Below are 21,951 nucleotides of genomic sequence, written 5' to 3' on the forward strand. Positions count from 1 at the left end.
TCCCGCCACAGAGCCGGATAATCAGGTACAGTGGGGCCGCTTGCGGGTGTAGTTCAATGGCAGAACATCAGCTTCCCAAGCTGACAGCGCGGGTTCGATTCCCGTCACCCGCTCCAAGTCGGGAGGCCTGTGTCCACGGATTGCGTGGACCGGGCCTTCTCGCATTTCTGCCGGGGGCCGAGCCCCGGACCCTCACGGTGCGAGCGGTCTCAGATTGGTGGGCACTCCCGGGAATCCGGTGACGGCTGCGGGCCGCCTGGATCGCCCATACCGCGTATCGGCTGGTGGCGTCCCATGATGACGGATGCCGACTTGTCGACTGCCCCGATCTTGTTGCGCCCGGACTGCGGCGTCGCGGTGGGTAGGACGCCTGGCGCGCTGAAATGCCAGTGGCGGCTGTCGCCATGGCGCTACCGAACGATGTATACGCTGCTGTAGACGACTGTGTCATCTCCTGGATACGCTGTGACTATGGGCAGCGTGATGATCCGGGTGGACGAGTCCACCCGTGACGACCTGACTCGCATCGCCAGCGAGGATCTTGGTGGTGCGTCGGCGGATGAAACGATCCGCCGGTTGTTGGCCGAGCACTGGCAGATGAAGGCCATCGCGGCCGTGGACACGTATCGGGCAACCGATCCTGAGGGCTGGGCAGAGTACGTAGCCGAGGCTGACAGGGAGGACCGGGCTTCCGCACCGTCGGCCGACATGTGGGACGAGGCTGCGTGACGGCCGTCCAGCCGTGGCAGGTCTGGTGGGCCGACCTCGACCCGACCGAGGGCCGCGAGCAGGCAGGCCGTCGTCCGGTGCTCGTGGTCTCCAGCGTCTTCCACCTGCGATTGACCGGGGAGGCTCTGGTCACCGTGCTCCCAGTGACTACGCGCGAGCGCTCCGGCTGGCTGCATCGCGTCCCGGTGCGCCCCGCCAGCCGTCCGGTGGGGTTCGTCATCACGGAGCAGGTCCGGACGGTCGCCCGGTCGCGGCTGCAGGGGCAGCGGCCGGCATGGGTGCTCGCCGACGACGAGATTTCAGCGGTGAAGACCGTGCTACGGCAGATGATCGATGGGTAGGCGGTCCGCGACGTCATCGAACCCCGAGTCGCCTCTCCGGATCACGACGGTTCACTGAGGGAGAGGGCCCTCGGCGGGAGCAGCGGTCGGCACCACCCGCCGAGATGCGACAGGCACTTGATCGGATTTGATCTGCGCCGCGGCGATGTGGGCCGGATCGAGCTTTACGATGACCGTGTGTATCTGATGATTTCGAAGTATTTGAAGCCGATCGCCGAAGTCGACGCGGCCCGTGAGGATCACCTCACGTTCCTGGCCGAGATCGAGGCGAAGGGGCTGGCGGTGACCGCCGGCCGCCAGGACCCGCCGGTGGGTGGCATCGTGGTGCTGGACGTGGACAGCGCGGACGAGGCGCACCAGGTGATGGCCGGTGACCCCTACGTCGCGCGGGGCCTCGCCGCCTACACCGCCACCGGCTGGGTGCCGACCCGTGGCCTGCTGGCCGGTTACGAGCGGGTTCGCCGGACCGTCTGACGCCCGCTTCACGGGTCCAGGTCGGCGCCCGTCAGCAGGCTCTTGATGCACAGTTCCGCGGAGACCTCCGGCGGGCACTCGTCGACGATCACCGACGTACCCAGGTACCGGTCGCCGAGGAGGGTGCGCAGGCCGCGGGCCTGTGCGCCGGTCGCGGCCCAGTCGTCGACGACCAGGACCCGGTCGGCGTGACCGATCAGGCGGCTGCGTACGCCCAGCCGCTGCACGTCCCCGCGATGGTCGGTGGGCACGTCCGCCCAGATCATCGGTTCGGCGATGGGGCGCCGCGCCCCGGCCCGGTACGCCTCGACGAATCCCACCCCGAGTTCCCGGGCGACCAGCGGCCCCAGCATGAACCCGGTGACCTCGGGGGACACGACCACGGTCGGCTGCTGTGAGCGGAACGGTTCGGCCAGTGCCGCGCCGACGCCCGCGAGGATGCCGGGTTCGCGCCACCAGCCCGAGCGGTCGCTGACCAGATAGTCGCTGCCGACGTCGGTCCAGCGGAACTCGGCACGTAGAAGATCACGGAGATCGTTCGTCACGGGGACATCCTGTCACCGGCGCGCTGCCCTTCTTGGACCGATGGAATGACAGGGGACCTACGGGTGGACAGAACCGACTCAGCCTAGGGGTCAAGTTGATGCCCGACGTAACGCCGATCGGGCATGCTGTTCGGCAGAGCCATGCCTACTTTCACGCCGGGTCGTCGCCCGCTGAGCCCTGGGAACCGCGCCGGACTCGGCGCGGCTCTCGTGCTGCTCGCCGTCGTGTCCGCCGTGGAGTCGTCCGACGGGGCTGCGGTCCACTACGTGGGGTTGCTGGCGGCGGTGCCGTTCGTGGCCGCGGTGTTCGCGTCGTGGCAGCTCGTGGTCGCGGTGGGGGTTGCGTCGACTCTGGTCGGGGCGGCGTTCGTGGGCGCGTCCGGCAGTCACGGTCTGGCCGGCCTGGTCAATCTTCTGGGCATCATGGTGACCACCGGTGTGGCGGCGGCCGGCGCGATGATCCGGCAGCGGCAGGCGGACCGGATCGCCGAGTTGCTGCAGTTGGCGGCGGTGGCCCAGCAGGCGGTGCTGCGCCCGATCGGCCCGCAGGTGGGTGCCTTGGCGGTGGCCGGGCGGTACATCTCGGCGACCGCGGCCGCGGACATCGGCGGTGACCTCTACGAGGCGCTGAACACGCCGTACGGGGTTCGCATCATCATCGGTGACGTGCGGGGCAAGGGCCTGGACGCGGTCCGGCTGGCGAGCATCGTTCTGGGGTCGTACCGGCATGTGGCGTACGAGCGGGCCGACCTGAAATCGATAGTGGCCGACCTGGACCGGGCGGTGGCCCGCAGTGTCGGCGACGAGGATTTCGTGACCGCGGCCCTGGTCGAGGAGCGCGGCGGCACGCTGACCATCGTCAACTGTGGACATCCGGCGCCGTTGCTGCTGCGCCGGGGTCAGGTGATTCCGCTGGAGCCGCCGGCGCCGGCTCCGCCGCTCGGGTTCATGCCCGAGGTGAAGGCACGGGTCGAGCGTCTGGAGCCGGGTGACCGGCTGCTTCTGTTCACCGACGGTCTCGGTGAGGCCCGTCGGGAGGGCGAGTTCTTCCCGACCGCCGACCGGGCGTGGCGTCTGCTGGGCCACGGCACGGTCGGCGACGGTCTGGCGTCGTTGGAGACGGCGTTGACCGATTGGGTCTTCGGCCGTCTCGAGGACGACATCGCCCTGGTGCTGCTGGAGTACGCCGGACCGGACGGCGGCGCTGCCGTCGCGGTCCCGAGCTGGGAGGTCGGCGCCGCCGGTAGTTAGGCGGCGTTCTCCTCCGGTTCGGCTTGCGGCGGCGTGCGTGGCGCCGGCGCCGGGGCGTTGTTCTCGGGCTGCCGGTGCCGGCCGACGTAATTACGTGGCTGGTTGGCCGAGCGCGGCTCCGGGATCAGGCTTTTGATGGTGGCGAACATGGCGGCCCCCTTTAAGGCTCGATGCTTGCCGCGGCGAGATGTTCTTCGCCGTCTATCCGGTGAAACGAGCATGTTCGAACTGCGATACGCGGTCCGAGTGTCGAAGTCGGCAAATGGCCGAACGGCTGTCCCGTCGCCCACCCGATCGGAGTCCTTCGGCACACGAAGCGACGGAGAACGGCCGTAGTGCTGCCCGGCTTGTCGCTGGCTACCGATGAGTAATACAGTGGTAGTTACTGACCGGTAACTCGCGTCCGGAGAGCGGGGCCAGCACCATGACGCATTACAAGAGCAACCTCCGCGACATCCTCTTCAACCTGTTCGAGGTGTTCGGGGCGGACAAGGCGTTCGGGCAGGCCCCGTTCGACGAGATCGATGCGGAGACGGCGCGCGACGTGCTCGCCGAGGTGAACCGGCTGGCCCGCGAGGATCTCGCCGCCAGCTACACCGACAGCGACCGCAACCCGCCCGTCTTCGACGCCGCCACGCACACCGCGCCGCTGCCGGAGTCGTTCAAGAAGTCGTATGAGACCTTCATGGCCTCCGAGTTCTGGCGGCTCGACCTGCCGTCCGCCCTGGGTGGCACGTTCGCCCCGCGGACGCTCTACTGGGCCATCGCCGAGCAGATCCTCGGCGCCAACGCCCCGATCTGGATGTATTCGTCCGGTCCCTCGTTCGCCCACGTGGTGTGGACCGAGGGCACCGACGAGCAGAAGGAGTGGGCGAAGCTCTTCGTCGACAAGCAGTGGGGCTCCACCATGGTGCTTACCGAGCCGGACGCCGGTTCGGACGTCGGCGCCGGCCGGGCCCGCGCGATTCCGCAGCCGGACGGCTCGTGGCACATCGAGGGCGTGAAGCGCTTCATCACCTCGGGCGAGCACGACCTGACCGACAACATCGTGCACTACGTCCTGGCCCGTCCGGTGGGCGTCGACGGCGTGGGCGGCCCGGGCACCAAGGGCCTGTCGCTGTTCATCGTGCCGAAGTACCACTTCGACCCGGCGACCGGCGAACTCGGCGAGCGCAACGGCGTCTACGCGACGAACGTCGAGCACAAGATGGGCCTCAAGGTCTCCAACACCTGCGAGATGACCTTCGGCGAGCACGGCGTACCGGCGAAGGGCTGGCTCCTCGGGGAACGTCACGAGGGCATCCGGCAGATGTTCATGATCATTGAGTACGCGCGGATGATGGTCGGCACCAAGGCGATCGCCACCCTCTCCACCGGTTACCTGAACGCGCTGGAGTACGCGAAGAACCGCGTCCAGGGCGCCGACCTGGCGCAGAACACCGACAAGGCCGCCCCGCGGGTGACGATCACGCACCACCCGGACGTCCGCCGGTCGCTGATGCTGCAGAAGTCGTACGCGGAGGCCCTGCGCGCCCTGGTCGTCTACACCGCGGGCTGGCAGGACAAGGTGGCCATCGCGACCGCGGCCGGCGACGAGAAGGCCGCCAAGGTCGCGAGCCGGGTCAACGACCTGCTGCTCCCGCTGGTCAAGGGCGTCGGCTCGGAGCGGGCCTACGAACTGCTCGGCCACGAGTCGCTGCAGACCTTCGGCGGTTCCGGCTTCCTGCAGGACTACCCGCTGGAGCAGTACGTCCGGGACGCGAAGATCGACACCCTGTACGAGGGCACGACCGCGATCCAGAGTCTCGACCTGATCTTCCGCAAGATCGTGAAGGACAACGGGCGTGCGCTCGCCACCGTCGCCACCGAGATCCAGGGCTTCGTGGAGAGCGAGGCCGGCAACGGTCAGCTCAAGAACGAGCGGCTGGCCCTCGGTAAGGCGCTCGGCGAGATGCAGCAGATCCTCGGCACCACGATGGGCTGGCTGCAGGCCGTGCAGGGTGGCGACAGCCGGGAGCTCTACAAGATCGGCCTCAGCTCGCGGCGGATCCTGCTCGCCCTCGGCGACGTGGTGCTCGGCTGGCTGCTGCTGCGCCAGGCCGAGGTGGCGTTGACCGCGCTGGGCGGCGAGGTGTCCGAGGCGGACCGGAAGTTCTACGCCGGCAAGGTGGCGGCGGCCCGCTTCTTCGTCGGCGAGGTGCTGCCGCGCATCGGCTCCGACCGCCGGATCATCGAGAACACCACCCTCGACCTGATGGACCTGGACGAGGACGCGTTCTGATCAGACTTTTCCCACTCTCCTGAAAAAAGTGGAAGCCGGCGGACAACGGAGTCTGCCGGCTTTCGCCTTCCGTGACGACGCTACGGTGCCGTAGCATCCTCGGTCGTGCGCCACATACCCTCCTCCCTGTCCACTGTGCTGCTGGCGGTCGGCCTGGGAGCCCTGGCCCCGTCCGCCGCGCAGGCCGCGGACACCGCCACGACCCGCCTCGACGTCGGCATCGAGGTCGGTGCCGACCCCGCCGGTGTGGTCGCCGCCCTCGGCGACGGGGTGACCTACCACCGGGTCGACGGCCTGAACGCGATCGCCGTCGACGTCCCGCCCAGCACCCGCGCCGCCGCGCTGAAGACGCTCACCGCCCACCCCGACGTCCGGTACGCCGAGGTGGGCGCCGTCCTCAAGGCCGACGGCGACCCGCTCGACACCACCAACGCGCCCAAGTTCGAGGAGATGACCGTCCCGGAGGCGCGGACCTGGACCACCGGCCGACCGGACGTGCTGGTCGCGGTGCTCGACACCGGCGTCAGCCCGAACCCGGACCTGTCCGCGGACCGGCTCGTGCACCCGCGTGACGTCGTGGACGGCGACGACGACGCCACCGACGACGACAACCACGGCACGATGGTCGCCAACCTGATCGCCGCGGCGGACAACGGCGTCGGCTCCACCGGGGTGTGCAGCTCGTGCGGCATCATGCCGGTCCGGGTGCTGAGCCACCGCGACGGCGCCCCGGCCGAGGGCAGCAGCGCGGACGTCGCGGCCGGCATCGTCTGGGCCGCCGACCACGGCGCGAAGGTCATCAACCTGTCGATGAGCACGCCCACACGCAGCACGCTGCTGGAGGAGGCCGTCGAGTACGCCGACGGCAGGGACGCGCTGATCGTGGCGGCCGCGGGCAACGACCCCGGCTCGCACCGGCGCTACCCGGCGGCGATCGACAGCGTGCCGGTTCTCGGGGTGGGCACCTTCACGATGGGCGCCACCAACGCGCCGGACGACGAGTGGATCACGCTGAAGGCGCACTCCGGGTTCACCGTCCTGGACGCGAGCGGCACCCCGCGACGACTCGAGGGCACCTCGGGTTCGGCGGCGGTGACCTCGGGGGTGGCCGCACTGGTCCACATCGGCGGACAGGACGGCGTGCCGATGCGGTCGGCCGGCTGGGCGATCGCGGCGTACGCCCAGCAGATCCACGGGTTCCCGGGGCTGCACGCGGCCTGGGCGATGTTCGCCAACGGCGCGCCGAACGGTGAGCAGCCGACGGTCTCGTTCGAGGTGCTTCCGCAGGGGCAGACGGCCCACCGCACGTTGAGCGTGCGCCCGGCCGCCTCGGACGACCACATGGTCACCTACCTGCAGCTGGTGGTCGACGGCAAGGTCGTGCAGGAACGCTACGGCCGGCTGACGAACGAGCCGCTGCGCTGGACCCCGCCCGCCGGATTCTCCGGAACGCTGCCGGTGGAGGTCTGGGCCAACGACTTCGCCGACACCGGCCGGGCGCCCGCCGTCAAGGTCACGTTCGACAACGCCGGACCGGTGGCCACGTCGGTCACGCCGGCGCAGAACACCCGGGTCCGCGGCACCTTCACCAGCGCCTTGTCCGGGGTCACCGACAAGGCCGGCGTGGCGAAGGCCGAACTGACGGCGAACGGCAAGGTCGTCGGCACCGACACCACGGCGCCGTACTCGCTCGCCGTGAAGACCGGAACCACCAGCGGAAACGTCAAGCTGGTCTGGAAGCTGACCGACCGGCTGGGCAACACCCGCAGCTACACCCGGACCGTGATCGCCGACAACACGGCACCGACCGTGTCGATCACCAAGGCCCCGAAGAACAAGGCCAAGGTCAAAGGCACCGTCAAGGTGTACGCGAAAGCCACCGACGCCAGCGGCATCGCGCGGGTCGAACTGCTCGTCGACGGCAAGGTCGTCGCCACGGACAGGACGACGGCGTACGTCCTGAGCGTCAATGTCGCCAAGCAGAAGAAGACGATGAAGGTGCAGGTCCGGGCGTACGACAAACTCGGCAACGTGAAGTCCACGTCCACCCGGACCTGGTACCGGAAGTAGGCCGGATCAGCCGCGGGCGGTGTGCTGCCGTGTCAGGCGCATCGCCCCCGGCTGGGTCTCCGACCAGGGGTTCTCGCCGGTGTGCACGGCGATGCCGGAGGTCTTCATCTCGGTCACCACGCCGGTGAACTGGTCGTCCGGCATCAGCAGTGCGGACACTTCGGACACGGTCGGGTTGTGGGCGACGACCAGGACCGTGCGTACCTCGTCGGATACCGTGCGCAGCGCGTCGAGGACCTCGGTCCGTCCGCACAGGTAGAGCTCGTCCAGGTAACGGACCTCCGGCGCGACCCCGCCCGGCGCGCCCTGGGACAGGGCGATGGCCGCTGCCTGCCAGGTCTGCCGGGTCCGCCGGGCCGAGGAGCAGAGCACCAGGTCGGGCCGCAGACGTTCGTTCGCCAGCCAGGCGCCGGCCGCGTCCGCATCGGATTCGCCGCGTTCGGTGAGTGAGCGGTCGTAGTCGTCGAGAGTGCCGGGTGTCTCCGCTTTGGCGTGCCGCAGCAGGATGAGCGTCCGCGAGATCATGGACAACAGCTTGCCTGATTGGAACTCGGCCCGTACGGGTATCGCTCGTTCGACGCATTCACCGCGATGAAGACGTATTCACCGCGATGAGACCGAAGAGCGGGCACCCACCGAAGGAGGGTCCGATGGGCATCGGCGCGAGCATCTTCCTACTGGCTCTGGGCGCGATCCTGGCGTTCGCCGTGGAGGCGGACATCAGTGGCCTGGACATCAACGTGATCGGCTGGATCCTGATGATCGCCGGACTGGCCGGCCTGGTCATCACACTCTGGTTCTGGAACAGCCGGCGCCGCACCGTGGTGACCCGGTCGACGCAGGCCCCGGTTGCCGGAGCCGGTTACACGTCGGAGTACCGCGAAGTGCGGCGCGACGACGTGCCGCCGCCCCCGCCCTCGGCGTACTCCTGAGTGGTCGGTGGCCCGGGCTTCGGCCCGGGCCACCGCTGTCAGGCGTTCAGGGTTCAGGCGTAGAGGGTTCAGGCGTAGAGGGCGAAGTACACCGCGATGTGGTGGCAGATCGCGGCGACCAGCGTGCAGGCGTGGAAGAACTCGTGGTGCCCGAAGACGGTCGGCCAGGGGTTCGGCCGCCGCATCGCGTAGAAGACCGCGCCGATCGTGTAGATGGCGCCACCCACGAGCAGCAGCACCAGGCAGGTCACGCCGCCGACCTGCAGGACGTCCGGGATGATCGCGACGGCCACCCAGCCGAGCGCGACGTAGAGCGGGGCGCCCACCCATCGCGGCAGGTGCGGCCAGATCATCTTGAGGGCGACACCGCCGAGCGCACCGCCCCAGACCAGGCTGAGCAGCACGACCTGCATGGTGTCCTGCAGCAGCAGCATGCAGAACGGGGTGTAGCTGCCGGCGATGAAGATGAAGATCATCGAATGGTCGGCCCGGCGCATGATCTGGTAGCCGCGTTCGCTCCAGACACGCCGGTGGTACAGCGCGCTGGTGCCGAAGAGGCCGCACACCGTGATGCTGTAGATCAGGCAGCTGACGAAGGGTGCGATCCCGGGCCGGGTGAGGGCGATCGAGCTGAGCACGATGCCGCAGACCAGGGCCACGAAGAACGCGTACTGATGCAACCGGCCGCGTAGTCGCGGCTTGCCGAGATCGGTCGGCTTCATCCGGAACGGGGCTGAGGTCGTCACGCGATCTAGGTTACGGCACCGTAGGTTACTGGGGGGTAGTGATGCCGGATACGGTTCCCTCCGGTGGATGATTTCCACGTGAAGGTTCGGCGAGGTCACGCTGGAAACAGCCGGTTCGGGGCCTGGCGCCGGGTGGGATTCGGGACGAAGGTCCCCTCTTGCGGATCCCGCAGGACTTCGGTCTGGCGAGTCCGGCGGCGATGGCCCAAAATCCACAAGATCACGCCCATTTCGGGTACGCCGTAAGCACTCGTCCCATTCGTTCCCGGGAACGCGTCGTGGTTACAGTGGACAAGATCACATCTGTGGCCGATTCTCAAGGTCAAACGAGTCATCGCCGCCTGACACGGAGTTGATCAAACAGCGGATATCCTCCAGAACGGTGTGTTGGACGACATCACGTCGCTCCAACCGGCCCGACCAGCGACTACGGTACGTTTCCGTGGACTCGATTGACCTGAACGCGGACCTCGGCGAGGGCTTCGGCATCTGGCAGCTCGGCGACGACGACGCGCTGCTCGGCGCCGTGACGTCAGCGAACGTGGCATGCGGCTTTCACGCCGGGGACCCCTCCACGATGCGACGGGTCTGCAAACAGGCCGCGGAGCGCAACGTCGCGGTCGGCGCCCAGGTCGGATACCGCGACCTGGCCGGCTTCGGCCGCCGCCGGATCGACTACGACCCCGACGACCTGCGCGACGACATCCTGTACCAGATCGGCGCCCTGGAAGCGTTCTGCAAAGCGGCCGGCACCCGCGTGCGATACGTGAAGCCGCACGGCGCCCTCTACAACACCGCCGCGATCGACGCCGTGCAGGCCTCCGCCGTGGTGGCCGCGGTGCTCTCCTACGACGCGTGGCTGCCGATCCTCTGCCAGCCGGGATCGGTGCTCGCCGAGATGGCCCAGCAGTCCGGCCTGACCGTGATCGCCGAGGGCTTCGCCGACCGCGGCTACCTGCCGAACGGCCGCCTGGTGCCGCGCAACGCCACCGGCGCCCTGGTGACGGACCGGGAACAGGTCGTCGAGCGGGCGGTCCGGATGGCCGCCGGCGGCGAGGTGATCGCCACCGACGGCTCCGTCGTGCCGATGCGGGTCCAGTCGATCTGCGTACACGGGGACACACCCGGCGCGGTCGAGCTGATCCGGGAGATCCGGAACGCGCTCGAATTCGCGTTGCAGGTGGTGCAGCCCTTCAACCTGAGCCGCGGCTAGACACCTGCCGCGGTCGGCATCCGCGTGGTGACTTGCGGCCCGCAGCACGGCCTCACGACGGGTGGTGATCTGGGGCGCTCAGCGCGCCCGAATTCACCACACCCACAACAGCGTGGTGATTTCGGGCGTCCAGCGCGCCCGAAGTCACCACACCGCCAGGGGTGTGGTGAATTGGGGCGTCCAGCGCGCCCGAAGTCACCACGCGGATGGGCTTCGCGCCCTGACCACGAAACGTGTCTAGCCGTCCAGGCCGCGCAGGACCAGGGGCAGCCGGTCCGGCCCGTTCGCGTCCACCACGATCGGCACACCCCAGTCCTGGCGGGTCAGGTGACAGGCACCGTACTCGGTGTCCGCGTCACAGGTCGCGGCCTGAGCCACCACCTGCAACACCCCCTCGGGTACGCCCGGATTGAGCACCAGGCGGCGGGACAGCTCGGTGCTCACCCCGTCGCCCTCCAGTAGCAGTTCGGCGGGCGACGCCGACACGGTCAGCCGCAGCGGCGAACCGAACTGGCTGTCCAGTTTCTGCCCCGGCGCCGGCGTGAAGATCACGTCGAGGGTGACCTCGCCCGGCGCCAGATGCGACGGCGGCCGCTCGGTCCTGTGCCGCTCCCCGGAGACGGTCCGCACCGCGCCCGGCGCCAACCGGACCAGCCGGTGCGCGGCCGACTCCACGACGAACACCTCACCGGCCGCGGTCACCAGCACGTCACTCGGCTCGGCGAGACCGGAATCCACCGTGGACACCTGGCCGGCCGCCGGGTCGAAACGGCGAACCGCACCGTTGTACGTGTCCGCGACCAGCACCGACCCGTCCGGCAGAGCGGCGACACCGAGCGGATGCTGGAACAGTGCCTCGGCGGCCGGACCATCCACGTGTCCGAAATCGAACAGGCCCTGACCGACCGCGGTGTGCAGCACGCCGTCCTCGACGTACCGCAGCGCGGACGTCTCGCTGTCGGCGATCCAGAGACGCCGGCCGTCGGCGCTCACCGACAGGCCGGACGGCTGAGCCATCCAGACGTCCGGCAGCGGCCCGTCCCGCAGCGCCTCGACGGTGGTGCCCGCGTACACGCCGACGGTCCGCTTGATCGGATCGAACCACCAGAGCTGGTGGATGCCGGCCATCGCGACGATGACCCGGCCGTCGAACCACGCCACGTCCCACGGCGAGGACAGGTCGGCGGCGAGCGCGTCGTGGGCGTGGTCGTCCACGGTGGAACGCCACGGCTTGCCCGAACCCGCGACCAGGGACAGTTCGCCGGTCGTCGTGTTCAACGCCCGCAGCTGGTGGTTGACCGTGTCGGCGATGACCACGTCGTACCCGGCCGTCTCGGCGACGTCGGCGGGAAGCAGGACCAGGCCCTGCGGCTCGTTGAACGGCTCCCGCCGGTCACCGCCGAATCGCCGGACCAGGGACTCGCCGTCCGCGGACAGTTCGGCCACCGAGTGCCGGGCGGAGTCGGTGACGAGCAGATTCCCGTTCGGCAGCTCGATCGCCTTGCCGGGATAGTTGAGCAGGCCCGCCGGTGCGGGCGGCGGAACGTACGGGCCGTCGCCGCGGTGCAGGGTGCCGTCCGCCTCGTGCTTGACGATCAGCTCGTCGATCAGCCGGGACAGGCCCTCGGCGTGCCCCTCGCCGGCCATCGAGGCGACCAGGTAACCGGTCGGGTCGACCACGGCCAGGGTCGGCCAGGCCTTCGCGGCGTACTGCTGCCACAGGTGCATGTCGCCGTCGTCGATGACCGGGTGGTGCACGCCGTACCGCTCGACGGCGGCGGCCAGCGCCTTGGGGTCGCGCTCGTGCTCGAACTTCGGAGAGTGCACGCCGATCACGACGAGCGCGTCACCGTACTTCTCCTCCAGCGGCCGCAGCTCGTCCAGGACGTGCAGACAGTTGATGCAGCAGAAGGTCCAGAAGTCCAAAACAAGGATCTTGCCGCGCAGATCGGCGAGCGTCAGATCCTTGCCGCCGGTGTTGAGCCACCCGCGGCCCCGCAACTCAGGGGCACGCACACGTCCAGTCATGCCGCCATGGTGCCTCACCGGCGGCGATCCGCCACCGCCACGCGGGCCGATCGTGCCAGGCGCCACCTCACCGGCCCGGCCCCAGCCCCGCCGGGTCGTTTCGGCCCCCTATGCGCCGTTGGGCTTTGTCGCGCCGTTACCGGGTATCTCGCGCCGAGTTCGGGTTGTTGTGCCGTGGAAACCCCTCGTCCCGGCGCAGAACCCTGTCCCGCGATCACGGGGTCCCTCATGCCCCGTCCGGGTTCCGTGGTGCCGCTCAGAGGGAGCGCGCCCGGGACCGATGCCCGGGACAGGTCGGAGAGCGCGAGAAACGACGAGGCCGCCCGGGGTGAGCCGGGCGGCCTTCATATCAGTGGAACCGTGGAACAGTGGCGGTCGGGTGATCAGGCGTTCGGCTGGAGGCAGAGCACCTGGGAACCCAGCTCGATGTACGGCTGAGTCGCGTCCGCGCACTTCTCCTTGCTGTCGGTCACCGAGACGACCTTGTAGACGTCGGCACCCTTCGTGCCGCAGTCGATCTGCACCGGGGAGTTGCCGGACCGCTTCACGCAGTCGCCCTGGGCCACGCTGAAGTCGTCGTCGCCGGAGATCAGGTAGACCAGGCCGAACACCAGGCCGAGCAGCAGCGTCGCGCCCAGGACCACCGCGAGGGTGACCGGGACGGTCCGCACGTTCGGCTTGGCGGGTGCCGGGGCGGGTGCCGGCTCCTCGGCCTTGAACTGGTCGAACTTGTCCTGCTCGTCCGGGCTGGGCCAGCTGGTGGTGTCCTCCGGGGTCGGCGGGGTCACCGTGGCACCCGACGTCAGCGGGTTGTTGTTGTAGAGGCCGGAGAACCGCGGGTCCGGGGCGTCCGGCATCGGCGGGGCACCGGGCGACGGCGCGAACGAGGTGTTGCCGCGACCGGAGACGTCGGTCGTGAACTCGTTGTACTGGTCGGAGCCGGGAGCCGCCGCACCGCGACCGGAGACGTCGGTGGTGAACTCCGAGAACGGCGCCTGTGACGGGTCACCGGGCGTGCTGGGCGAACCGTAGGCGGTGCCGCCGTTCGGGTACTGCGTGCCGCCTCCGGGCGGGGAGAACGGCGACGTCCCCGGTCCCGGGAACGGCGCCGTGCCGGGCGTCTGGAACGTCGAGGTGCCCGGAGCCGGGAAGGTCGACGTGCCGGGTGCCGGGAACGTGGAGGTGCCCGGAGCCTGGAACGTCGAGGTGCCCGGAGCCGGGAAGGTCGACGTGCCGGGTGCCGGGAACGTGGAGGTGCTGGGCGCCGGGAAGGGCGGCGTGCCCGGGGCGTCGGGCGTCGAGCCCGGCGACGGCGAGACCGGGGTCACCCGGGCGCTGGCCGAGGCGCGGGCGCTGGCCCGGGCCGGCGACTGCGGCGCGACGCCGGTGTCGCCACCGGGCTGCGGGAAACCGCCGAAGCCGCCACTGGGCTCCTCGTCCCGGCCGAACTGGTTGGCCGGGCCGAAGCTGCCACTGGGCTCCTCGTTGCGCTGCCCGAACGAGTTCGCCGGGGAGAAACCGCCACTGGGCTCCTCGCTGCGCTGCCCGAACTGGTTGGCCGGGCCGAAGCCGCCGCTGGGCTCCTCGTCACGCTGGCCGAACGGGTTCGGCGCGGAGGCCGGGAAACCACTGCCGGCGTCGTTGCCCGACTGGCCGAACGGGGTCCCCGCGGACTGGCCGAACGGGTTCGGGGCGAAACCGCCGCTGGGCTCCTCGGAACGGCCGAACGGGTCCGGCGCGGGGGAGAAGCCGCCGGACGGGGACTCGGCGGACTGGCCGGCCTCCGGCTCGTCGGGGGTCGACGCGGCGGGACGGCCGTAGACGCGGGCCTGCGGTGCGGCCGACGGCGGCGGGATCTCCTCGCCACCCGCCGGGGTGGCACGGATGCCGGTCACCGAGGCGCTGCCGGTCACCGGACGGGCCGAACCGGTCGGGCGGGGCTGCTCGTGGGGGTCGCGCTGCGGCGGGACGTTGCTCGCGGCGAGGTCCGGCGGCTGGATGCTGCCACCGGAGTTGAGTGCGGCGCCGGGCACCCGCTGCGGGTATCCCGGACCGCCCGAGGACGGCTGCTCCGGCTCGGAGGCGTAGGACGACTCGGAACCGTAGGAAGGCGACTCGGAGCCCGACGATCCGTAAGACGAATCGGAGCCCGCGGAGCCGTAGGGCGCGGAATCGGATCCCGGCGACCCGAAGGGCGCGGGCTCGGAGGCCGACGAACCGTAGGGCGACGACTCCGAGGTGGCCGAGCCGTAGGTGCCGGGCTCGGAAGCCGGGGAGCCGTAGGACGACGGCCCGGAGGCGGCCGCACCGAACGGCGACGAGTCGGACGACGGCGCGACCGATCCGTAGGTGCCCGAGGACGACGCGGATCCGTAGGACGAACCCGAGGCGGCGGGGGCGGCCGGGGCGGAACCGAACGGCGACCCGGGCGTCTGGGTGGCGCCGAAGGCCTCCGGACCGCCCTGCGTCGCACCGAAGGCACCCGAGTGGGGCTCGCCCTGGGACGGGAACGCCCCGGACGGCTGCTGGCTGCGGATCGGCAGGTCGAGGCCGGGGGTGGCACCGGACGGCTCGGCGTCGGCGGCTGGGCCGGCCGGGGCGCGCAGCGGGAAGCCGCTGCCGCCGCCGTCACCGCGCCGGGTCGGGAACCCGGGGGTCTCCGGGCGGGCCGACGCGTCGGCGGCGCTCTCCGTGGACCGGGCGGCGTTCTGCTGCTGGAGCCAGCTGTTCTGCGCCGGGCCGGCGGTGAAGCCGCTGGACGGCTGCGCGCCACCGGACGAGTCGGGCAGGTCGGACAGCGAGGCGCCGGGCACCCGGACCGGCTGGTCGCCGAAGGCCGAGAAGCTGCGGTTGGACTCCTCCAGCACGGAGGCGGTGGCGCCCGGGGTGCGGGTCGGCAGGCCGCTCGGCGTGCTCCCACCGGCCGCGGCGGCCGGCTCGGAACGCTGCTCGGGCCGCGGCTCTGGGCGCGCGAACGGGTTGTCGGCCGGCTCGGAACGCTGTTCGGGGCGTGCGAACGGGTTGTCCAGCGACTCCGGGCGTGCGAACGGGTTGTCGCCGGGCGCCGGGGACGGCGGGGCCGGCGGCACCGCGGCGGACGCCTGCGGCCGGCCGCCCGGCGAGAAGCCCGCCGGGCCGAACGGCGACGCGGGTGCGCCGGAGTCGATCGGGCCCGGCTCGGCGACCGGGGGCGCCCAGGAGGGCGCGCCGGGGTCGGCGGGTGCCGAACCGTACGTGGAGGGCGAGCCGGGCGCGGCGGGGCCGCCGAACGACTGCGCGGGGGTGCCGTAGGGCGGCGGCTGTGGTGTCCCGTAGGCGCCGGCCTGTTCGGGTGCGACCGAGCCGTAGGGCGATGCGGCGCGCTGGGGGAGCTCGCCACCCGCCTCGGGCTGCGGGACCCGGGCCGAACCGTAGGACGTGCCGGAGGCGCTGGGGCCGGATCCGAAGGTGGACACGGCAGGGACGACGAAGGGTGATCCGCCGTCGGGTGCGGCCTGCGGGGGCGGGCCGTACGAGGTGGGGAAGCTTTCGGCGGGGGAGGGTGCCGACGCACGACCGGCAACTCGCTGACCATCGGCGTCGAGCGGGTAACCGCCCGACGTGGGTCCGCCCGACGTGGCTTCGGCCGGCTGACCGGCGTGGTGCCCCTCGGACGTCATACGCGCCTCCTCATCGATGCGGCCGTGCCGGGTTTGCACGGTCGCGATCCCGGCGGTGACCTTCCGCCAAGGGTGGTGCCAGCTATCCGGACTGGCTGTGCCGGGACCGGGGGAAAGGCGGTGTCGCCTGCGGTCCCGGTCACCCGCGCCGGCCGGTCTCGCCGGTTCGGGGACCGTGCCCACGGTACCGGGCGTACGCGGCAGTCGGAATCCCGGTGTACGCCGTGGAGGTACGGATGCCCGATCTTCACGAGTGGTGTTTCACACGAACACGGAGTGGTATCCGACACGAAAACGGCCCGCCCGGGTGAACCGGACGGGCCGTTACGCGATGTGTTCGTGGCGCGAACAGATCAGAAGATCTGACGCCGCTGCGCGAAGATCGCGATCTCGTCGCGCATCGACTGGCTGGGCGCCGTGGCCCAGGCGCGGTTGATGGCGCGGTTCTCGCGGCTGGCAATCCGACGCTGACGAATGCGGTCGATCATGCTCATGGCAGTGCTCGTTTCCCCGGCAACGTTGCCGGCCTCGCTTATGACGTACTCACCCGATCCGCCGGTGGCGGTTTCCCCTCGGTTGGCCCCTGCCGGGGTTGTTTCCATTATGTAACCGGTAGGGGTGGACTGCCAACTGAATAGAGGGTGACGTCGGTCATCTGCCTAACAATCGAAGGTCCGCACCTCGTTGGGCCGAAGGACCTCAGGACCAGGCGAGCATCGCCTCCTCCGGGTCCGTGAGGAAGTCGCCGACGTCGCGCAGGAACCTCGAGCCCAGCTCGCCGTCGATGATCCGGTGATCGAAGGAGAGCCCGAGGGTGGTCACCTGCCGGATCTTGATCTTGCCGTGGTGCACCCACGGAGTCGGCCGGATCACACCCAGCGCGAGGATCGCCGACTCGCCCGGCGGCAGGATCGGCGTGCCGGTGTCGATGCCGAACACCCCGACGTTGGTGATCGAGAAGGTGCCGCCGGACATGTCGGAGGGTGAGGTCTTCCCCGACTTCGCGGTGCGGACCAGCGCGTGCAGGGACGCGGCCAGTTCGCACAGGGTGAGACGGCCGGCGTCCTTGACATTCGGCACGATCAGGCCGCGATCGGTGGCCGCCGCGATGCCGAGATTCACGTACTCCTTGACGACTATCTCGTTCGTCGCACCGGACCACGCCGCGTTGACCATCGGATGGCGCCGGATCGCGAGCAGCACGGCCTTGGCGACCAGGAGCAGCGGCGAGACCCGCAGTTCGGCGAACTCCGGGCGGAGCCGCAGGCGTTCCACCGTCTTGACCGTGCGGGTCACGTCGACGGTGAGGAACTCGGTGACGTGCGGCGCGGTGAACGCCGACGCCACCATGTTCTCCGCGGTCAGTTTCCGCACGCCCTTGACCGGGATCCGCTGCTCACGATCACCGGCCGGGCCGGGGCGGACCGCGGTGGCCGGGGTGGGTGCGTTCGCCGCCGGCTCGGTCCGGCCTTCGGCGATCCGGTGTACGTCGTCGCGTGTCACCGACCCCAGCGGGCCGGTACCCGGGACCGTCCCGAGGTCGACACCCAGATCCCGGGCCAGTTTGCGGACCGGGGGCTTGGCGAGGACGTGAGCCGGCGCCGGCGCGCCTGCCGTGACCGGCGGCACCGTTGCCGGGGCGACCGGGCCGACCGGGGGCGCCACGACGGTCGAGGCGGTAGCCGCCGCAGGCGGGGGACCCGCCGGTGCGGTCGGGGAGGTGTGGCTCGTACCCCTTCGGGGTCTCCTGACGGCCGCGCCCTCACGCGGGCCGTAACCGACCAGCACGGCCGTGCGCCCACCAGGGGCCGGTCCTCCGATGAGCCCGGGTTCGACCATGCCCTCGGCGGGGGCGATCGTGACGGCGGCGAGGGACTCCGCGGAGGGCAACGGCCCGGCGCCCGGATCGGTGTCGATGGAGATGATCGGCTTGCCGACCTCGACGGTGGTGCCGGCGTCGTGGAAGATCCGGGTCACCACGCCGCCCCATTTCGCCGGGATCTCCACCGCGGCCTTCGCGGTCTCGACCTCGACGATCGGCTGATTCAGCTCGATGGTGTCGCCCACCTTGACCAGCCAGGTGAGGATCTCGCCCTCGGTCAGTCCCTCACCGAGGTCGGGCAGGTTGAACTCCTTGACCCGCGTCATGCCGGTCACCAGCCGAACGCGCGGTCGACGGCGTCCAGGACCCGGTCCAGGTCGGGGAGGTACTCCTCCTCCAGCCGGGCCGCCGGATAGGGGACGTCGTAGCCGGTGACCCGCAGCACCGGCGCCTCCAGGTGATAGAAGCACTGCTCGGTGATCCGGGCGGCGAGTTCCGCGCCCATGCCGAGGTTGCCGGGTGCCTCGTGGACCACGACCGCCCGGCCGGTGCGCCGGACCGACTCGACGATCACCGGGTAGTCGACCGGGGAGAGCGTGCGCAGGTCGATCACCTCGAGATCCCGGCCGTCCTCGGCAGCGGCGGTCGCGGCGTCCAGCGCGACCCGGACCATCGGCCCGTAGGCGAGGATCGTCGCGTCCGTGCCGGGGCGCGTCACCCGTGCCGCGTGCAGCGGGAACGCGTCGGCGAGGGGTGCGTCCAGGTCGACCGTGCCCTTCTCCCAGTACCGCCGTTTCGGCTCCAGGAAGATGATCGGATCGTCCGAGGTGATCGACTGCTGGATCATCGAGTACGCGTCGACCGGATCGGCACAGGTGACGACCTTGAGCCCGGGGGTGTGCGCGAAGTACGCCTCCGGCGACTCGGAGTGGTGCTCGACCGCTCCGATGCCGCCGCCGTACGGAATGCGGATCACCAGGGGCAGGCGCACCGCGCCGTTGGACCGGTAGTGCATCTTCGCCACCTGGGCGACGATCTGGTTGTACGCCGGGAACACGAACCCGTCGAACTGGATCTCGCAGACCGGCCGGTATCCGCGGATCGCCAGCCCGACCGCGGTCCCGACGATGCCGGCCTCGGCCAGTGGCGTGTCGATGACCCGGTCCTCGCCGAAGTCCTTCTGCAGACCGTCGGTGATCCGGAAGACGCCGCCGAGCTTGCCGACGTCCTCGCCCATGATCACGACTTTGGGGTCGTTCTCCAGCGCACGCCGCAGTCCGTGGTTGACGGCCTTGCCCAGGGTGATCGTCTCGGTCATCAGTGCCCACTCCCTTCGAAGGAGGCCTGGTAGGCGAGGAACTCCCGGCGCTGCTCGTCGACCTCGGGCGAGCCGTTCGGGTACGCGTTGTCGAAGAGCCGCACGGGTTCGGGATCGGGCATGGCGAGCACCCGTTCGCGCAGGCCGAGTGCGAGGGCGGTGGCGGCCTCGTCGGTCTCGGTGAAGAAGTCCTCGCCGGCCACCTGCTGCCTGGTGAGGAACGCACGGAGCCGGCTGATCGGGTCCTTGGCCTTCCACGACTCGACCTCGCTGGCGATCCGGTATCGCGTCGGGTCGTCGGAGCTGGTGTGCGCACCCATCCGGTACGTGTAGGCCTCGATCAGCGTCGGGCCCTGCCCGTTGCGGGCGTTGTCCAGCGCGGTCCGGGTCACCGCGTAACTGGCCAGCACGTCGTTGCCGTCGACCCGGACGCCGGGGAAGCCGTATCCGCCGGCTCGCAGGTAGAGCGGGACACGGGTCTGCCGTTCCAGCGGTTCGGAGATCGCGTACTGGTTGTTCTGGCAGAAGAAGACGATGGGGGCGTTGAAGACACCGGACCAGACGAACGCCTCGTTGACCTCACCCTGGCTGGTCGCGCCGTCCCCGAAGTACGCGATCACGGCCTCGCCGTCGGCACTTCCGGTCCTGCCGTCCATGGTGATGCCCATGGCGTAACCGGTGGCGTGCAGCGTCTGGGAGCCGATGACGATCGTGTAGCTGTTGAACTTGAACTCGTTGGGATCCCAGCCGCCCTGGTCGACGCCGCGGAACAGGCCGAACGGCATGATCGGGTCGATTCCGCGGGTGTAGAGGACACCGTGCTCGCGGTAGGTCGGGAACCCCATGTCCTGCGGCCGCATCGCTCGCCCGGATCCGACCTGAGCGGCCTCCTGGCCCAGCAGGCTGGCCCAGATGCCGAGCTCGCCCTGCCGTTGCAGGGAGGTCGCCTCGGCGTCGAGGCGGCGGACGGTCACCAGGTCGCGATAGAGATCCCGGTATTCCTCGTCGGTGAAGTCGACCGTGTATGTGGTCCCGTCGGCGGTGGTGACGCTGTCGATGCGATCCCCGTCGGGGGTCAGCAACTGGACGAAACCGCCGGCTGGAATGTCGGTCCCGGTTGTGCCTTCGCCTTTCGCCATCCGTGTCTCCTGCTTCCTCTCTGCGCCCGCGGCGGGTGTTGCCCGGCCACGCGGCTGACCACTGGGTCATCGCGCCCGGCCGGGTGAGGACGGCACGCGACGGTCCGGCCGGAGGCGTGCTCCAGTCGGGGCGGCCCGCCGTTGCCCCGCGGGTCTGCGGAGAGCGACGGCGGCGGTGCCGTCACTGCCATCCTGACAGAGCGGATGGGCTCCATTACAGGTTGCGTGGATCAGTTTCTCCTGAAGGGTCGTTAATGGTATTTGTCCGTTTTGTTCCTAAGGTTGATCTCACGGTTGGGCCAAAGGTCCCCGGGTGCCGCTGCCGAATTACCCATGCCTCGTTCACCCTTTTGACCGAGAGCGATCTGAGTGGATCTTTAGACTGGATTACCTGCCGAGGGAGTCTCACCGGTGCCGCACCATTCCGACGACGGCCGTACGCCGCCACCGAAGGTGCTTCGCAAGCGCCTCGACGGCGTGTACCGCGAGGACCTCGGGTTCTCCGGGCCGACCCGGCGGTATGTCCTGACGGTGGTGCTGCTGGTCGGTCTCGCGTCCCTGCCGACGCTGGCGGCACTGACCGTCGGATCACGGGAGATCGCAGGTCGGGACCGTGGTCGGGCGATGGATGTGCCGTTCTTGCCGCCGCCGTCGACCGGTCCGGTGCGGACCGCTCCGGACCCGGTGGGCCCGGTCCTGCCGTCCGATCTCCGGTCGGCCGGACCGGTCGGGCCGTCCGAGCCGGACGTCTCGGTGGAACCGTCGGCACCCGCCTCGGTGAAGCCCTCGGTCACGCCTTCGCCGACATCGAGCGAGGCCGAAAAGGATCACCCGCGGGATCGTGATCGGGAGTCGCCCCGAGGGCACTCGACGACGCGATCCGGCGACGACTCCCACGATTCCCGGCCGCCGAAAAGATCACAAAAACGGCCAAAAAATGAGCCTTCGCGTGTTATTCCGGTGGTTCCGGATTTACCGCGGGTTCCGGAGGAGCATGCCTTCGAATTCCCGTCGATTCCCGATCTCCCCAGAGTGCCCGACGATCATTTCAAGCCGGCTACATCGGACGAGCCCTGTCCCGACGCCGACCGCACCGTCCACAAGCGCCGGTCCACGGACCGCGCCCGAGCAAGCCGGAGGTCAGCAGTGAGCGAACGCCCGTACAACATCCGTGCCACCCGCATTCTCGAGCAGAGCTGGTCCGACAACACCGGCGCCAACTCCCACCGGATGCTCGACGAATCGCGAACCGGCGAGAACCGGGTGCTCAACCGGCCCTACCGGGGCCTGCACCGGGCCGAGCACACCAGCCACGAAGAACACGAAGCCGCACAGCGCGACTCCCGGGTGGGCCGCCACCACGCCGAACCGTCCGACGACCGGTACCGCAACCGGCGGTGAAC

General features: G+C 70.1%; 19 protein-coding genes and 1 tRNA gene. 10 read left to right on the forward strand and 10 right to left on the reverse strand.

The features are described 5' to 3' along the window. The first annotated feature begins 42 nt into the window (after positions 1 to 42). The 4 genes from WH85_RS15455 to WH85_RS15470 all read left to right on the forward strand — a co-directional run bounded on the left by WH85_RS15455 (position 43) and on the right by WH85_RS15470 (position 1,544). Positions 43 to 116: transfer RNA gene (locus WH85_RS15455), tRNA-Gly, on the forward strand. A gap of 355 nt (positions 117 to 471) precedes the next feature. Further along, entirely contained in the window at positions 472 to 729 is a 258-nt protein-coding gene (locus WH85_RS15460) for a hypothetical protein (RefSeq protein ID WP_045742628.1), read from the forward strand. Further along, on the forward strand, positions 726 to 1,070 hold the full coding sequence (locus tag WH85_RS15465) for a type II toxin-antitoxin system PemK/MazF family toxin (protein WP_045742556.1): 345 nt from the start codon (positions 726 to 728) through the stop codon (positions 1,068 to 1,070). Before WH85_RS15460 ends, WH85_RS15465 begins: the two co-directional genes overlap by 4 nt. Before the next feature lie 186 nt (positions 1,071 to 1,256). After that, positions 1,257 to 1,544, forward strand: coding sequence for a YciI family protein (locus tag WH85_RS15470; RefSeq protein ID WP_045742629.1), 288 nt, complete (start codon positions 1,257 to 1,259; stop codon positions 1,542 to 1,544). Positions 1,545 to 1,552: 8 nt separating this feature from the next. Here WH85_RS15470 and WH85_RS15475 read toward each other — a convergent pair whose 3' ends face one another. Beyond that, positions 1,553 to 2,089, reverse strand: a complete 537-nt coding sequence (locus WH85_RS15475; protein WP_045742557.1) for a phosphoribosyltransferase — start codon at positions 2,087 to 2,089, stop codon at positions 1,553 to 1,555. Positions 2,090 to 2,212: 123 nt separating this feature from the next. On the opposite strand from WH85_RS15475, the gene WH85_RS15480 reads away from it, so the two are divergent. Continuing rightward, the gene (locus tag WH85_RS15480) at positions 2,213 to 3,340 is read left to right on the forward strand and encodes a PP2C family protein-serine/threonine phosphatase (protein ID WP_045742558.1); all 1,128 of its coding nucleotides are present in this window, start codon (positions 2,213 to 2,215) and stop codon (positions 3,338 to 3,340) included. On the opposite strand, the gene WH85_RS50385 is transcribed toward WH85_RS15480, so the two are convergent. After that, complete coding sequence (locus WH85_RS50385) at positions 3,337 to 3,489, reverse strand: hypothetical protein (protein ID WP_157411012.1); 153 nt, start codon at positions 3,487 to 3,489, stop codon at positions 3,337 to 3,339. The two genes, WH85_RS15480 and WH85_RS50385, sit on opposite strands and share 4 nt — an antisense overlap. Before the next feature lie 275 nt (positions 3,490 to 3,764). Between WH85_RS50385 and WH85_RS15485 the strand changes: the two genes are divergently transcribed. Continuing rightward, the gene (locus WH85_RS15485; protein WP_045742559.1) at positions 3,765 to 5,621 is read left to right on the forward strand and encodes an acyl-CoA dehydrogenase; all 1,857 of its coding nucleotides are present in this window, start codon (positions 3,765 to 3,767) and stop codon (positions 5,619 to 5,621) included. Positions 5,622 to 5,726: 105 nt separating this feature from the next. Next, on the forward strand, positions 5,727 to 7,691 hold the full coding sequence (locus tag WH85_RS15490; RefSeq protein WP_157411013.1) for a S8 family serine peptidase: 1,965 nt from the start codon (positions 5,727 to 5,729) through the stop codon (positions 7,689 to 7,691). A gap of 6 nt (positions 7,692 to 7,697) precedes the next feature. Here the strand turns inward: WH85_RS15490 and WH85_RS15495 are convergent, their stop codons facing one another. Then, on the reverse strand, positions 7,698 to 8,216 hold the full coding sequence (locus WH85_RS15495) for a SixA phosphatase family protein (RefSeq protein ID WP_045742561.1): 519 nt from the start codon (positions 8,214 to 8,216) through the stop codon (positions 7,698 to 7,700). A gap of 125 nt (positions 8,217 to 8,341) precedes the next feature. On the opposite strand from WH85_RS15495, the gene WH85_RS15500 reads away from it, so the two are divergent. Then, entirely contained in the window at positions 8,342 to 8,623 is a 282-nt protein-coding gene (locus tag WH85_RS15500; protein WP_045742562.1) for a DUF6458 family protein, read from the forward strand. Between the two features lie 68 nt (positions 8,624 to 8,691). Here the strand turns inward: WH85_RS15500 and trhA are convergent, their stop codons facing one another. Further along, positions 8,692 to 9,369 (reverse strand): PAQR family membrane homeostasis protein TrhA, encoded by a 678-nt coding sequence (trhA, locus tag WH85_RS15505; protein ID WP_045742563.1) that lies wholly within the window; start codon positions 9,367 to 9,369, stop codon positions 8,692 to 8,694. Between the two features lie 451 nt (positions 9,370 to 9,820). Between trhA and WH85_RS15510 the strand changes: the two genes are divergently transcribed. Further along, the gene (locus WH85_RS15510; protein ID WP_045742630.1) at positions 9,821 to 10,582 is read left to right on the forward strand and encodes a LamB/YcsF family protein; all 762 of its coding nucleotides are present in this window, start codon (positions 9,821 to 9,823) and stop codon (positions 10,580 to 10,582) included. A gap of 237 nt (positions 10,583 to 10,819) precedes the next feature. Here WH85_RS15510 and WH85_RS15515 read toward each other — a convergent pair whose 3' ends face one another. The 6 genes from WH85_RS15515 to pdhA all read right to left on the reverse strand — a co-directional run bounded on the left by WH85_RS15515 (position 10,820) and on the right by pdhA (position 20,548). Continuing rightward, positions 10,820 to 12,610, reverse strand: a complete 1,791-nt coding sequence (locus tag WH85_RS15515; protein WP_045742564.1) for an NHL domain-containing thioredoxin family protein — start codon at positions 12,608 to 12,610, stop codon at positions 10,820 to 10,822. Between the two features lie 383 nt (positions 12,611 to 12,993). Next, a complete protein-coding gene (locus tag WH85_RS15520) occupies positions 12,994 to 16,065 on the reverse strand; it encodes an LppU/SCO3897 family protein (RefSeq protein WP_045742565.1) in 3,072 nt (1,023 codons plus the stop codon). Positions 16,066 to 16,622: 557 nt separating this feature from the next. Further along, positions 16,623 to 16,763, reverse strand: coding sequence for a hypothetical protein (locus WH85_RS51595; RefSeq protein WP_169792446.1), 141 nt, complete (start codon positions 16,761 to 16,763; stop codon positions 16,623 to 16,625). Between the two features lie 205 nt (positions 16,764 to 16,968). After that, on the reverse strand, positions 16,969 to 18,417 hold the full coding sequence (locus tag WH85_RS15525) for a dihydrolipoamide acetyltransferase family protein (protein WP_045742631.1): 1,449 nt from the start codon (positions 18,415 to 18,417) through the stop codon (positions 16,969 to 16,971). A 5-nt stretch (positions 18,418 to 18,422) separates the two neighbouring features. Then, the gene (locus WH85_RS15530; RefSeq protein ID WP_045742632.1) at positions 18,423 to 19,412 is read right to left on the reverse strand and encodes an alpha-ketoacid dehydrogenase subunit beta; all 990 of its coding nucleotides are present in this window, start codon (positions 19,410 to 19,412) and stop codon (positions 18,423 to 18,425) included. Next, positions 19,409 to 20,548: a pyruvate dehydrogenase (acetyl-transferring) E1 component subunit alpha gene (gene pdhA / locus WH85_RS15535; RefSeq protein ID WP_045742566.1), complete on the reverse strand. Its 1,140-nt coding sequence runs from the start codon at positions 20,546 to 20,548 to the stop codon at positions 19,409 to 19,411. The genes WH85_RS15530 and pdhA overlap by 4 nt, the downstream gene beginning before the upstream one ends. Before the next feature lie 1,146 nt (positions 20,549 to 21,694). On the opposite strand from pdhA, the gene WH85_RS15545 reads away from it, so the two are divergent. After that, positions 21,695 to 21,949, forward strand: coding sequence for a hypothetical protein (locus WH85_RS15545; protein ID WP_045742568.1), 255 nt, complete (start codon positions 21,695 to 21,697; stop codon positions 21,947 to 21,949). The last annotated feature ends 2 nt before the right edge of the window (positions 21,950 to 21,951 follow it).

The sequence above is a fragment of the Actinoplanes rectilineatus genome, assembly GCF_000962825.1.
GTDB lineage: Bacteria > Actinomycetota > Actinomycetes > Mycobacteriales > Micromonosporaceae > Actinoplanes > Actinoplanes rectilineatus.